General features: G+C 62.5%; 10 protein-coding genes. 5 read left to right on the top strand and 5 right to left on the bottom strand.

Going from position 1 to position 13,726, the window contains the following annotated elements; all coding sequences use genetic code 11:
- Window positions 1-195: 195 nt before the first annotated feature.
- Together D0550_RS09685 and D0550_RS09680 are read left to right on the top strand one after the other, a co-directional pair.
- A complete protein-coding gene (locus D0550_RS09685) occupies window positions 196-1,470 on the top strand; it encodes an SAM-dependent methyltransferase (RefSeq protein ID WP_206606178.1) in 1,275 nt (424 codons plus the stop codon).
- Window positions 1,467-2,591 (top strand): FAD-dependent monooxygenase, encoded by a 1,125-nt coding sequence (locus tag D0550_RS09680; protein WP_116808929.1) that lies wholly within the window; start codon window positions 1,467-1,469, stop codon window positions 2,589-2,591. Before D0550_RS09685 ends, D0550_RS09680 begins: the two co-directional genes overlap by 4 nt.
- 10 nt (window positions 2,592-2,601) lie before the next feature.
- Here the strand turns inward: D0550_RS09680 and D0550_RS09675 are convergent, their stop codons facing one another.
- From D0550_RS09675 to D0550_RS09665, 3 genes are all read right to left on the bottom strand, one after another.
- On the bottom strand, window positions 2,602-4,995 hold the full coding sequence (locus D0550_RS09675) for a phosphoketolase family protein (RefSeq protein ID WP_116808927.1): 2,394 nt from the start codon (window positions 4,993-4,995) through the stop codon (window positions 2,602-2,604).
- 79 nt (window positions 4,996-5,074) lie between these two features.
- Entirely contained in the window at window positions 5,075-5,722 is a 648-nt protein-coding gene (locus D0550_RS09670) for a response regulator transcription factor (protein WP_116808926.1), read from the bottom strand.
- 27 nt (window positions 5,723-5,749) lie between these two features.
- Complete coding sequence (locus D0550_RS09665) at window positions 5,750-6,502, bottom strand: sensor histidine kinase (protein WP_161965733.1); 753 nt, start codon at window positions 6,500-6,502, stop codon at window positions 5,750-5,752.
- A gap of 182 nt (window positions 6,503-6,684) precedes the next feature.
- Here D0550_RS09665 and D0550_RS09660 point away from each other — a divergent pair, with 182 nt between their 5' ends.
- Both D0550_RS09660 and D0550_RS09655 read left to right on the top strand, forming a co-directional pair.
- Complete coding sequence (locus D0550_RS09660; protein WP_161965732.1) at window positions 6,685-8,283, top strand: hybrid sensor histidine kinase/response regulator; 1,599 nt, start codon at window positions 6,685-6,687, stop codon at window positions 8,281-8,283.
- 62 nt (window positions 8,284-8,345) lie between these two features.
- Window positions 8,346-9,308 carry a universal stress protein gene (locus D0550_RS09655; RefSeq protein WP_116808923.1) on the top strand — a complete coding sequence of 321 codons (963 nt, stop codon included), beginning with the start codon at window positions 8,346-8,348 and terminating at the stop codon, window positions 9,306-9,308.
- A 22-nt stretch (window positions 9,309-9,330) separates the two neighbouring features.
- On the opposite strand, the gene D0550_RS09650 is transcribed toward D0550_RS09655, so the two are convergent.
- Together D0550_RS09650 and recQ are read right to left on the bottom strand one after the other, a co-directional pair.
- Entirely contained in the window at window positions 9,331-10,278 is a 948-nt protein-coding gene (locus tag D0550_RS09650; RefSeq protein ID WP_116808921.1) for a 3-oxoacyl-ACP synthase III family protein, read from the bottom strand.
- A 104-nt stretch (window positions 10,279-10,382) separates the two neighbouring features.
- Window positions 10,383-12,263, bottom strand: a complete 1,881-nt coding sequence (gene recQ / locus D0550_RS09645) for a DNA helicase RecQ (RefSeq protein ID WP_241520773.1) — start codon at window positions 12,261-12,263, stop codon at window positions 10,383-10,385.
- Between the two features lie 138 nt (window positions 12,264-12,401).
- Between recQ and D0550_RS09640 the strand changes: the two genes are divergently transcribed.
- Window positions 12,402-13,703 carry a spinster family MFS transporter gene (locus D0550_RS09640; protein ID WP_206606177.1) on the top strand — a complete coding sequence of 434 codons (1,302 nt, stop codon included), beginning with the start codon at window positions 12,402-12,404 and terminating at the stop codon, window positions 13,701-13,703.
- Window positions 13,704-13,726: the final 23 nt, after the last annotated feature.

Raw genomic sequence — 13,726 nt, 5'->3', positions numbered from 1 at the left:
CTCCGGAGCTCCACGCAAGGGCTGCGGGGTAGTCCGGAATGCCGGAATGCTGTAATCCTTGCCGACAAATGGTGCGAATTCGCGCCAATGCCGCAGCGACGCTTGCATCGAGTAGCAAAAAAAAAACCCAAATAATAAAAAGGTTGGCGGCGGGGGCGGAGACAAACAAAAATGCAGACCTCTCGAGAGCGGCCTATGACGACGTATCGTGTCGCGGACAACGCGCCACCCGGTCCAGCGCGGCGCGACTCTTCCGCTCAGCCCGTACCGACGCCTCGCACTTCCCTCGAAGGCCGCATGCTGCGCGCATTGCTTCATGCATTTGGCGATCCACCCGTTCAGATTGCGCTCTGGAATGGCGAGCGTGTGCAGACCAGCGTCACCGAGGCGGTGGCAACCCTGCACATTCCGGATAGAGCCACGTTGGTGCGTCTTTGCAGGGATCCCGATGTGCAGTTCGGCGAGCTGTATAGCGTCGGCAAGATCCAGGTCGAGGGCGACGTCGGCCGGCTGATCGAGGAGTTGTATCAGGGCGGGTCGCATCCGGGGCGCAATTCGATTTCGGCGCTGCGGCGCATGAGTCAGTGGTTGCATCGCCGGCCGACCAATACGCTGCATGGCTCGCGCGAGAACATTCATCATCACTACGACATCGGTAACGAGTTCTATTCCCTGTGGCTGGGCTCGACCATGGCGTACACCTGTGCATACTTTGCGACGCCCGACGCGACGCTGGACCAGGCCCAGCTGGCGAAGATGGAACATGTGTGTCGCAAGGTGCGGCTGCGTCCGGGGCAGCACGTAGTCGAGGCCGGGTGTGGCTGGGGCGGACTCGCCCTGTACATGGCGCGTCACTACGGCGTGAAAGTCACGGCGTTCAACATCTCGCGCGAGCAGATCGCATTCGCACGCGAGCGCGCCAAGGCGGAGGGACTGGAGCAGAGCGTCGAGTTCGTCGAGGACGACTATCGAAACATCCGGGGCTCGTTTGACGCGTTCGTGTCGGTGGGCATGCTCGAGCATGTGGGCGTGGAGAACTACCCCGGATTGGGTGATGTCATTCGCCGCTGCCTGAAGCCCGAAGGTCTCGGGCTGATTCACACCATCGGTCGCAATCGCTGGAAACCCATGCACCGCTGGATCGACCGACGCATCTTCCCGGGCGCGAATCCACCCTCGTTGAAACAGATGATGGAGATTTTCGAAGGCTCGGGTTTCTCCGTGCTCGATGTGGAGAACTTGCGTCTGCATTACGCCAAGACGCTCGATTGGTGGTGGCGGCTGTATGAGGAGTCGCGCGACCAGGTGGCGCAGATGTTCGATGAGAACTTCGTCAGAATGTGGCGCCTGTATCTGGCCGGTTCGCGCGGTGCGTTCACGACCGGCGAGATGCAGCTGTTCCAGGTCGTGTTCTCGTCCGGCAGCAACAACAATATCCCGATGACGCGCGAGCACCTGTATCAATCATGAGCGCAGACACTTGTGATGTGCTGATCGTCGGGGGCGGTCCGGCCGGATCGACGTGCGCGCGCACACTGCGGCAGGCGGGGCTGGACGTGCTCATCATGGACAAGAGCGTGTTCCCGCGAGACAAGGTGTGTGCCGGGTGGATTACGCCGCAAGTCGTGCAGGAGCTCGATCTCGACGTTGAGGACTATCGACGAGGGCGCGTTCTGCAGCCCATCAACTCATTCATTACTGGTATGGGCGAGCAGGCCAACGCGTCCGTGAACTACGACAAGGTCGTGAGCTACGGCATCCGGCGCTGCGAGTTCGATCATTATTTATTGGAGCGCAGCGACGCGCGGTTGCTTCTGGGGCAAGCCTGGAAGTCGATGGAGCGTCAGGGCGAGCGCTGGCTCGTCAATGGCGAGATTGCCACGCCTTTGGTCATTGGCGCGGGCGGTCATTTCTGTCCCGTCGCGCGCTTCCTCGGCGCGCATCTGGGCAAGGAAGAGCGTGCTATCAGCGCCCAGGAAATCGAGTTCGAGCTGAACGATGCGCAGGCGGCCCGATGTGCTGTCACGGGCGAGCGGCCAGAGCTGTATTTCTGCGACGACCTGAAAGGTTATGGCTGGTGTTTCCGGAAGGGCAACTATCTCAATGTCGGCCTGGGGCGGGAAGGCAACCACCGGCTTGCCGAACACGTGCAGACGTTTGCTCGCTCACTGGCGGCGCAAGGCAGGATTCCGGAGGATCTGCCCGGCAAGTTCAAAGGTCACGCCTATCTGTTATATGCGCACGGCAATCGGCCCGTGATCGCCGATGGCGTCATGGTCATCGGTGACGCTGCCGGCCTGGCTTATACGCAAAGCGGCGAGGGCATTCGTCCGGCGATCGAATCGGGCTTGATGGCGGCCGCCAATGCGCTGGCCGTGAATCGAGATTACCGCCGGGAGAGCTTGTTACAGTACGAAGCCGCCCTTCGTTCCCGCTTTGGCGAGCGTGGCGAAACGCCGGCGCTGGCGATGCTTCCTGCCAAATTAAGACTGAGGCTCGCGCGTGCACTGATGCAAACGCAGTGGTTCGCACGCAATGTCGTGCTCGACCGCTGGTTCCTGCACGCGCAGCTACCAGCGTTGTACTCGTAAGCCGGACCGGCTACTTCACCGTCCACTGCCAATCGCGGACTTCCGGCATGTCCTCGCCGTGCCGGCGCACGTACTCGCGATGCTCGATGAGTTTGTCGCGTAGCCGCTGGCGTAAGTGGCCTGCCTGAGCACCGAGGCTCGGGACCAGATCGATGGCCGCCTCCGCGAGATGAAAGCGATCCAGATCGTTCAGCACGGTCATGTCGAAGGGCGTGGTGGTCGTGCCTTCTTCCTTGTAGCCGCGCACATGCAGGTTGTCATGGCCATTGCGGCGATAGGTGAGGCGATGGATCAGCCAGGGATAGCCATTGGAAAACGCGAAAACAGGAATTGGGCTTGTCCGTGGTGAAAACAATGGCAATCGAAATTCCTTGTCGCTCATGCCATGCGGATGCTCGCTCTCCGGCTGCAGGGTCATGAGGTCGACCACGTTCACGACGCGGATGCGCAGCGACGGCAGCCATTCGCGCAGCAGGGAGACCGCGGCCAATGTTTCCAAGGTCGGCACATCGCCGGCGCAGGCCATGACGATATCGGGCGAGCCGTCCTGGTCGTTGCTGGCCCAGTCCCAGATGCCGGCGCCGGCGCTGCAATGCTTGATCGCCGCGTCCATCGACAGCCATTGGAACTGCGGCTGCTTGCCGGCGACGATGACATTCACGTAGTTGCGGCTGCGTAGACAATGGTCCGTGACACTCAGCAACGTGTTGGCATCGGGCGGCAGATACACGCGCACCACCTCGGGCTTCTTGTTCACGACCACATCGATGAAGCCGGGATCCTGATGGCTGAAGCCGTTGTGATCCTGGCGCCAGACATGTGAGGTCAGCAAGTAGTTCAGCGACGCGATCGGGCGTCGCCAGGGAATGTGGTTGCAGCTCTTGAGCCACTTGGCGTGCTGATTGAACATCGAGTCGACGATGTGCACGAACGCTTCGTAACAACTGAAGAAGCCGTGCCGGCCGGTCAGCAGATAGCCTTCCAGCCAGCCCTGGCATTGATGCTCGCTCAGCATCTCCATGACGCGGCCGTCGCAAGCAATACCGGTGTCCGAGGGCAGGATCTCGCCGGCCAGCATGCGCGAAGTGACTTTCAAAACGTCGTCCCAGCGGTTCGACGTGAACTCATCTGGGGAGAACAGCCGGAAGTTCTTGGAATCCAGATTCCGCTGCATCACGTCGCGCAGGAATTTGCCCTGGACGCGCGTCGCCTCGGCGCTGCGCGATCCGGGGGAGGGCAGCTCCACGGCATAGTCACGGAAGTCGGGAAGGCGCAGATCCCGCAGCAGAACGCCGCCGTTCGCATGCGGATTGTCGCCCATGCGCCGCTTGCCGACGGGCGCGAGCTCGCGCAATTGCGGCTGCAGTTTTCCTTCGGCAGTAAACAACTCTTCGGGCTTGTAGCTGCGCATCCAGGTTTCGAGCAGCTTCAAGTGATCTTTCTTTTCGGCCAGCTGCGCCAGCGGCACCTGATGCGAGCGCCAGCTGTTCTCCACCGGCACGCCGTCCACTTCCTCGGGGCCGGTCCAGCCTTTCGGTGTAGTCAGCACGAGCATGGGCCAGCGCGGGCGCTTGTGAAACCCGTTGTTGCGGGCGTCCGTCTGGATCTCGCGAATCCGCTCGATCATGCGGTCCATCGTTTGCGCCATCGCGACATGCGTGGCCGAGTCGGTATCGGCCTTGTCGACGAAGAACGGTTCATAGCCGTAGCCCTGCATGAGCTGCGTCAGCTCCTCGCGTGGGATACGGGCGAGCACGGTCGGGCCGGCGATCTTGTAGCCATTCAAATGCAGGATGGGCAGCACCGCGCCATCGCGCACCGGATTCAGAAATTTGTTCGAGTGCCAGCTGGTCGCGAGCGCGCCGGTCTCGGCTTCGCCGTCGCCAACCACGCAGGTCACGATCAGGTCGGGATTGTCGAACACCGCGCCGGTCGCATGTGACAGCGAGTAGCCGAGCTCGCCACCTTCATGAATGGAGCCCGGCGTTTCCGGCGCGACATGGCTGGGAATGCCGCCGGGAAACGAGAACTGCTTGAACAGCCGGCGCATGCCCTCCTTGTCCTCGGAGACATTCGGGTAGTACTCGCTGTAAGTGCCTTCGAGATAAACATTGGCGATCAACGCCGGCCCGCCGTGTCCCGGCCCTGCGACATACAGCATGTCCAGGTCGTACTTGCGGATGACGCGGTTCAGATGCGCGTAGATGAAATTGAGCCCGGGCGTCGTGCCCCAGTGACCCAGCAGACGCGGCTTGATCTGTGACAACTGCAGCGTCTCTTCGAGCAGCGGGTTGTCCATCAGATAGATCTGACCCACCGACAGGTAGTTGGCGGCGCGCCAGTAGGCATCCAGCCGTGTCAGATATTCAGCACTGAGCGTGGGATCGCGATTCGCATCTGACATGGCATTCCCTCGGGACAATAGTGGACCAGGACCTGTCAGGCCCGAGTCCAATCAAATCGGTGTCGACCGGCCCTAATCGTCAGGCAGTGCCTGGAGTTTCGCCATTCAGGGTCAAATGCATTTTCACCAGGTGGGCGACCGAGCGTGCCTGCATTTTTTCCATGACGTTGGCGCGGTGAATTTCGACCGTGCGCTCGCTCAGGCCCAGGTCGATGGCGATCACTTTGTTGGCTCGACCATCGACGACCAGCGCCATGACTTCGCGCTCGCGAGGCGTGAGCGATTCGCTGCGACGCTTGAGATCGGCATGCCGCTCGACGGTCTCGCGGTTCTCCGCGTCCTGTTTCAGTGCGCCATTGATCCGGTCGAGCAGGTCCTGATCGCGGAACGGCTTCTGCAGAAAATCGAATGCGCCGTCTTTCATGGCCTGCACCGCCATCGGAATGTCGCCGTGGCCGGTGATGAGGATCACCGGCAGCATGGAGCCACTGCGGTTGAGCTGCTGCTGCACTTCCAGGCCGCTCATTTCCGGCATGCGCACGTCGAGCACCAGACAGCCGGGCTGATTGGGATCGAGCTTTTGCAGGAATTCGTTGGGCCGCTCGAACGTCACGGCGTTGTAACCGACCGTCGACATGAGCACGCTCAAGGCGCGACGCATGCCGTCGTCGTCGTCGACGATGTAAATCGTGGGTTTTTTGCGCGTGGGGGTTTTGTTGGCGGTCATGTTTGTTATGTCAGCGCCGGGGCGATGTCATGAGATCGCCGCCGGCAATCGGAACCAGAACCTGGCGCCGCCGCCCTCGACATCGTCGCAGCCGATGGCACCCTCGTGTGCTTCAACGATAGCGCGGCTCGACGCCAGGCCCAAGCCCGTGCCCTGATCCTTGGTGGTAAAAAACGGTCGAAACAATTGCGCACGGGCCTCGGTCGACAGGCCCACGCCATTGTCGATGACTGCAGTCGTCACCGCGTAACGATCGCCAGTGACTTCGACGCGGACACGCGCCGGCCGTTGCGTGGGGCGGGGTGCTTCCAGTGAGTTCTGCACCAACGTGTAGAGCACGTGCTGAATGCGCAGGCGATCGACAGCAATGGCAGGCAGCGCCTCGTCGATGACCATTTCCAGGCGCGCACCGGCGCGACTCGCCAGCAACTCCAGCACCGGCATCAGCTCGGCGATCACGTCGGACATGGCGCAATTGGTCCGCGCCACGGCGGCATCGTTGAACAATTTACGAATGCGCCGGATGCCCTGTCCCGCGTTGAGCGCTTCATTGCTGATGTGGCGCAGGACATCCAGGGCCTGCGCGGTCATCGGCTCGGGGCGCGACAGCATGCGCTCGGCAGCTTGCGCAAATGTGGCGATGGCGCCGATCGGCTGATTCAACTCGTGCGCAAAGCCGCTGGCCATTTCTTCCAGCGCCGAGGTGCGCGCAATTTGCATCAGTTGCTCGAGCAGCCGCGATGTCGCCAGCTCGCCGGAAGCAGGGTTGTCAGCGGACATGACGGAGTCGCCACTGGGCGGCGGCACGGACAGGGCGGAGCGGGATTGCCATGATTCCGGGAGTTTCATATGGGTCGCAGACTGCCGCAACCCCTGGCCTGCGACACCCGCGACTTCCACGGAAGCCACTACGCCCGCCCCTTAGAGGCGCACCCGATTGCCGGCATCGATGTTGTGCCGTGGTGAAAACCGGCATAATTTTCGCTTACGGCGAGCCGATGACGATGGACCAGCTCAGCGATATCACTCAGCACCTGTTGCGCTTCTCCCCGGACGCGTTGATCGTGGTCGACGCCCGTGGCCGCATTCGTTTTGCCAACCAGACGGTCACCGAGCTGTTCGGCTACGCGCCGGAGCAGTTGCTGCACAAGCCCCTGGAAACACTGATTCCGGAGCGCTTGCGCGGCAAGCATGTCAGCCATCTGACTGCGTATCTGAGCAAGCCCGGCAATCGCGAGATGGGGGCGCGTATCGCGGATTTGTTTGCACGCCGTGCCGACGGCAGCGAGTTCGCGGCCGGCATCCGGCTGGCGCCGTTCAGAATCGGCGAAGAGCTGTTCGTGGCCGCCGCGATCCGCGACAACACCGAACGCCAGCAGATCAATGAAGCGCTGATTGCCGCGCGCGAAGAGGCGGATCGGGCGAATCGAGCCAAGAGCCGCTTTCTCGCCACCGCCAGTCACGACTTGCGTCAGCCCATTCAAACCATTCGTCTGTTGAATGCGGCCATGCTCAAGATCTCGCGGCCCGATCTGCGCGAGTTGTTGCAACAGCAGGAGCGTGCGATCGAGGGCATGACTCGCATGCTCAATGCGCTGCTCGACATCAGCCGTCTGGAATCGGGCGCGATCGAGCCGCAGGTCGTCGAGGTGCCGCTCACCGAGACGCTGCATCAGCTGTCCACCGAGTTCGAGTCGGTGGCGCAGGCGCGTGGCATCGCGCTGCGCGTCGAGCCCGCTGCGTTGATCGTCTCGACCGATCGCAACCTGTTCTATCAGTTGTTGCAGAACCTGGTCGGCAATGCCTTGAAATACACCGACCAGGGTGAGGTCAAAGTCAGTTGCGTGCCCGGTCCGAGCGCGCTCACCGTTACCGTCAGCGACACGGGCATCGGCATCCCCGCCGACAAGCTGGATCGCATCTTCGATGAGTACTACCAGGTCGACACGCAGGGCGCCAAGCGCATGGGCGTGGGACTGGGGCTGGCGATCGTCAAAGAGGTCGCGCGGCTGTTGGGATTCAACGTGAGTATCAGATCGCGCGTCGGCGAGGGTACGCAGGCGGTCGTGAGCATTCCGAATCAATTCTTGACCGCGGTGCCGGTGGGCGTGGATGCGGCGGCTAGCGCCGAGCCCGCCAGCGGCGCAACGCGCCGGTCGCGAGTGCTGCTGGTCGAGGACAATGACGGCGTGCGACTGGCGACCGAATTGTTTCTTCGCTTCGAAGGTTTTCACGTCGAGAGCGCGCCGTCGGCTGCGGAAGCCGAGACCTTGTTCGACAAATTCAAGCGCGGCGATGTGATCGTCGCCGACTATCATCTCGACGGTCGCAACACCGGTCTGGAGTTGCTGACACGGCTGCGGGAGCGACTCGGCTACGACGCGCCTGGCGTGGTGCTCAGTGGCGATCTGCCATCGGTGCTGCGCTCGTTGCGTGCGCCGGTGCCGAATTGTCGTTTCCTGAGCAAGCCGGTCGATACGTCGGCACTGCTCGACGCAATCGACGAGCTGTCCGCTCCGGTTGAAAGTGCTGCTCGGAGTAGTGGGCTTGCCCGGAGCTGATACGCGGTTGTCCCGATACCGGGCGTCGCGGTGCGATTCGAGACTCACTGTGAGGGCAACCCATGCCTGCTAACAATCCCATGCCCATGGATTACATCAAACAGATTCTGGTGATCGTCGATCCGACTGCAACCGTGCATCCTGCCGTCGACAAGGCGGCCGTGCTGGCAGAGAAGTTCAATGCGCGGCTCGAGCTGTTCGTCTGCGATACCAAAGCGGCACGCGAGATGCGCCTGTCGTCACACCTGCGCGACAAGCCGGATGAGCCGTTCACAGTGAGCATCAAGGCCATTCTCGAATCGTTGGCCGCGCCACTGCGGGCGCGTGGGCTCGATGTGACAACCGAGACGGCGTGTGCGGATCCGCTGCACGTCGGCTTGATCGATCGCACGCGGCAAACCAATGCCGACCTGGTGGTGAAGGACACGCATCATCATTCGCTCGCGCAGCGAACATTTCTTACCAATACCGACTGGCAGCTGATTCGCGCTTGCCCGGTGCCGCTGTTGTTGACCAAGGGCACACCCTGGGTCGCCGCGCCACGCATCGTGGCCGCGGTCGATCCCGGTCACGTCAACGACAAGCCGGAAATTCTGGATCACTGGATCATCGAGCATGCATCGCTGTTCGCGCAGCGCCTGAATGGCGAGCTGCATGTGCTGCATGTTTACTTGCCGATGGCCCTCATCGGCGCGGCGTCGACGGTGAATCCCGCGATGGTCGCGGCGGCAGCGCCGGAAGATCTGGCGCTCGAAGAGAAGAATCGTCGCGAGCAGGTCAGTGCTCTGGTCGGCGAGTACGACATCCCGCCCAGGAACATTCATCTCGAATTGGGCGGCCCTGGTCAGATGCTGCCGCTTGCCGCGCAACGCATCGGCGCGGATGTGATCGCGATGGGCGCGATTGCGCGCAGTGGGCTCAAGCGGATTTTCGTCGGCAGCACGGCGGAAGATGTGCTCGAGAAGCTGCCGTGCGACGCGTTGATCGTGAAGCCGCCGCAGTTCGCGGAGCACGTCGCGCTCTGAGCGAGCGCGACGGGAAGTTCGATTACGGCGCGCGACGGATCAGTGCGCCGGCTGCCGAGTAGCCGCCGCCGAACGCGATCAGCAGCGCATATTCACCCGGCTCCAGCTTGTGCGCGAAGCGATGCAAAGTGATCGCGACGCTCGCACAGCCCGTATTGCCCAGCTCGCCGATGGTCAGCGCCACTCGCTGCGGCGCCAGACCCAGGTCGTCAGCGACGCTGTCGATGATGCGCTTGTTCGCCTGGTGCGGGATGACCAGCCGGACATCGCCAATCGTGAGCTTGTTGCGCTCGAGGAGCAGCCGCGCCATGCCGGCCATCTCCCGGCACGCGTGCACGAAAATATCCTTGCCATGATGCATGACCAGACCGCCGTCGCGCGGGACCATGGTGATGCCGAACGGACCTTTGCCGCGATCCGCGAGACCGACCGTGTGCGTGTCCAACACTTCCAGCTGCAGCTTGCCCGGCGTGTTGCCCAGAATCAGTGCGGCCGCGCCATCGCCCCATAAGTGACCGGATTTCTCATCGCCGTCGGAGGAGTACAGGCTGTTGTGCTCGGAGGCCACGATCAGCGCCTTGCTGGAGCGACCCGACGCGAAATAAGCCGACGCCATATCGATGGCGTCGATGAAAGACGAACAGGCCGTCGACAAATACATGGCACGCGCATTGGCGAGCGAGAACTCGCGCTGTAACACGTGAGCGATGGTGCCAATGGTGTCCCACGGCGTGTAGGAAGCGCCGATGATGAGGTCGACATCCTCGAGCGTCGCGTCGCCGGTCCGCAGCAGATGCTTGACGGCCGCGATCGCCATCGAATTCGCGTTCTCGCCTTCACTGGCCCGGCGCCGCTGGCGGATGCCCGTCAATTGTTCGAACCACGGCGAGGCGCGGCCGGTCAGCCGCGAGAAGTAGTCGTTGTCCACGACCCGTTCCGGCAGGTACTCGCCCGAGGCATGAATGAACATCGGTCGTCTCTGGATCGTCAACGAAGCGGTCTCAAGTAGCGAATGGTAACGGGAGCGGCGCCTGTGGCGGCCCCCGAAAGGCGGCGCGATTATACCTATGACACCTACGACCGGGCGGAGCGGATTTCGTCCGTGAACAACTGCCCATAGCGCGCCAGCTTGGCCTGACCCACCCCCGGGATATTGGCAAATTCTGCCAGGGTAGGCGGCGCCCGGCGCACCATCTCCCGTAGCGTGGCGTCGTGGAAAATGACGTAGGGCGGAACCCCGCTCTGATCCGCCAGCTTTTTACGCAAGGCTCGCAACCTGTCGAACAGTGCCTGATCGGCGACATGCAGCTCATCCGCGCCGCCGGACGCCTCCGACTTGCGCCGCGATGAAGCCGGGGCGTCGGCGATGTGTACTTTGCGTTCACCGCGCAGCACCTCCCAGCTGGCAGCGTTGAGGCACAACACCGAGTAGCCGTCCTGAGTCTCCTGGACCAGACCCTGATGGAGCAGGCCGCGCACCACGCTGCGCCAGGTGTCGACGCTGTGCTGTTTGCCGATGCCGTATACGCTGAGCTGCGCATGTCCATTGTCGATCAGGCGCTGCGACTGGCTGCCGCGCAGGATGTCGATCAGATAAGCCGCCCCGAAACGTTCGCGCCGCTGTGCGAGCCGCGCGATGCACGACAGAAACTGTTGCGCTTCGATCGTGCGGTCCTGCTGCTGACGCGGGTTGCGGCAGTTGTCGCAGTTTCCGCAGGAATCGGAAAGCACTTCGCCAAAGTATCGCAGCTGGATTCCGCGGCGGCATTCGGTGGACTCGGCATAGTTGAGCACCTGGCGCAGCTGCTGACGGGCCAGGCGCTGCTCGTCTTCGAGCGGCGCGCCCGTTTCGGGATCGACCTTCTGTTGAATCAGGAACTCGGCGGTGCGGATGTCGGCGGCGCTGAAATACAGAATGCACTCGGCCGGATCGCCGTCGCGTCCGGCGCGGCCGGACTCCTGATAGTAACTTTCCAGCGTGCGCGGCAGATCGTAGTGAATCACCCAGCGCACGTCGGGTTTGTTGATGCCCATGCCGAACGCGATCGTTGCAACCATCACGCGCGCATCGTCGCGAATGAAAGCTTCCTGATTGAGGCGGCGCTGCTCGGCATTGAGACCGGCGTGATAGGGCAGAGCGTCGATGCCGTCCGACTGCAATTGCAGCGCGAGCTCGTCGACGCGTTTGCGTGACAGACAGTACACGATGCCCGCGCTGTCTTCGCGCGCTCGTGCAAGCAACTCGTCGTACGTGCGCTTGTTCTTCGGGCGCACGCCGTAATACAGATTCGGGCGATTGAAGCTCGCGACATGCACCGCCGGATCGTGCAACGCCAGTTGATTGATGATGTCCTGACGAACGCGCGGTGTCGCCGTGGCGGTGAATGCAAACAGCGGAACAGCCTCGAAGCGCCGCCGGAGTGCGGCCAGCTGTCGATATTCCGGACGGAAATCGTGGCCCCATTCGGACACGCAATGTGCCTCGTCGACCACGAACGCGGTGATGCCGCGGCCGGCATCGAGGCGCGTCAACACGCCATCGAAAAAGCCCGGCTGTAACAAACGCTCGGGCGCGAGGTACAGCAGTTTGTATTCACCCTGGGCTGCGCCGCGCAGGCGCGCGCTCACTTCGCTCGGCTCGAGGCTCGAGTTGATGTATGTCGCCGCAATGTCGTTGTCCTGGAGCAGGCGCACCTGATCCTGCATCAGTGCGATCAAGGGCGAGATCACCAGCGTGATGCCGGGTTGCAGAACCGCGGGCAGCTGGAAGCACAGCGACTTGCCGCCGCCGGTGGGCATGATCGCCAGCAGATCGCGGCCCGCCAGCGCATCGCGCACGATGGCTTCCTGGCCGGGACGGAACGAGCTGAAACCAAAGCGACTCTTGAGCGCGGCGGCGAGGTCGGCGCCAGCTGCGGGGGCATTGCGGGTCATGGAAACGGGGGCGGTGGTCACCCCGGCATCATCGCATCCTCGTTCCGCCTTTGGCACGAGTTGTGGCGGCGTCGTTCCACAATTCTTTGCCCACCTGGGGTACGGCGCCGATGGTACGCTCGTGGCAACGCCACAGACGCTAACAAAAAAGGGGGCATCGTGACCGAACAGCAGAGGAATGCGCGGTTCGCACTGGCAGTACTGTTCGGCATCAACCTGATGAACTTTTTCGACCGGCAGATTGCCGGTGCCTTGGGCGAACCCATTCGCATCGAGTTCGGTCTGAGTGACACGCAGCTCGGCCTGGTGTCCACGGTGTTCACGCTCGTGTATGCGGCGGTTGGCGTGCCGCTGGGAAGACTCACGGACAACTGGTTGCGCACGCGCTTGATTGCGATCGGCGTGACCTTCTGGAGCGTGCTCACGGCGGCGTCCGGATTGGCTTGGAACTTCACCTCGTTTCTGCTGACGCGCATCGGTGTCGGTATCGGCGAGGCGAGTTGCGCGCCTGCGGGTCAATCGTTGATCGGTGATTTGTATCCACCCGAGCGGCGCGCGCGCGCCATGGCGATTTTCATGCTCGGCCTGCCACTCGGTTTGTTCCTGGCCTACATGTTGGGAGGCTACATCGGCCACCATTGGGGCTGGCGCGCGGCCTTTCTCGTCGCGTGCGTCCCGGGCCTGATGCTCGCCGGGCTCGCGCTGTTCATCAAAGAGCCGCCGCGCGGCTCAGTCGAAGCGCGCACCTCGCTCGCGTTGCCTGGCTCACCGTTTCGCAGCGTGCTGCGGATCAAGACCATGTGGTGGATCGTGCTGTCGGGCCTGCTGTTCAACTTCAACACCTATGCGGTGAACGTGTTTCAAACGCCGTTCCTGCAACGCTTCCACCAGCTCGGCCTGCAGGACGCGAACACCATCTCGGCAGTGTCGTTGGGGCTCAGCGGCGCGATTGGCTTGTTCGTAGGCGGCTGGCTCGGCGATCGCTTGCGTGTGCAGCGACCGAACGGGCGCGTACTGGTCGCTGCGTTCGCATTGTTGTTCGCGGCGCCGTGCGTATTCATGGCGCTTCAGCAACCGCAAGGGGGCATCGTACTGTTCGCGGTGCTGATGGGTGCGTCGACCGCGATGTCGTTCGCGTACTACTCGACTGTATATAGCGCGATTCAAGATGTGGTCGCGCCCAATCTGCGCGGCACGGCGGTATCGCTTTATTTCTTCGCGATGTACGTGCTCGGCGCGAGCTTCGGCTCGACCATCATGGGTGCGTTGAGCGACTCGTTCGCGCAGCAGGCGATGGTGAGCGCCGGCGCCTCGACCATGGAAGAGACGTTTCGCGCTGCGGGGTTGCACAGTGCGATGTATGTAATCCCGATACTGATGTTACTGTGTGCGGGATCGCTGTTCGGCGCGGCGCGAACCATTGCGGCCGACATGCGGGCAATGCAGACGCAGACGAGATGACGCTCGTCTGCGGGACTGTTGGA

The sequence above is a fragment of the Steroidobacter cummioxidans genome, from assembly GCF_003104955.1.
The sequence above is the reverse complement of the archived record's forward strand: the minus strand, read 5'-3'. Positions and strand labels throughout refer to the sequence as shown.

What these genes read in the sequence shown, in the direction of transcription:
- D0550_RS09675 (WP_116808927.1), bottom strand. Translation starts at nt 4,995, where the DNA reads ATGTCAGATGCGAATCGCGATCCCACGCTCAGTGCTGAATATCTGACA.
- D0550_RS09670 (WP_116808926.1), bottom strand. Translation starts at nt 5,722, where the DNA reads ATGACCGCCAACAAAACCCCCACGCGCAAAAAACCCACGATTTACATC.
- D0550_RS09680 (WP_116808929.1), top strand. Translation starts at nt 1,467, where the DNA reads ATGAGCGCAGACACTTGTGATGTGCTGATCGTCGGGGGCGGTCCGGCC.
- D0550_RS09655 (WP_116808923.1), top strand. Translation starts at nt 8,346, where the DNA reads ATGCCTGCTAACAATCCCATGCCCATGGATTACATCAAACAGATTCTG.
- D0550_RS09650 (WP_116808921.1), bottom strand. Translation starts at nt 10,278, where the DNA reads ATGTTCATTCATGCCTCGGGCGAGTACCTGCCGGAACGGGTCGTGGAC.
- D0550_RS09665 (WP_161965733.1), bottom strand. Translation starts at nt 6,502, where the DNA reads ATGTCCGCTGACAACCCTGCTTCCGGCGAGCTGGCGACATCGCGGCTG.
- D0550_RS09685 (WP_206606178.1), top strand. Translation starts at nt 196, where the DNA reads ATGACGACGTATCGTGTCGCGGACAACGCGCCACCCGGTCCAGCGCGG.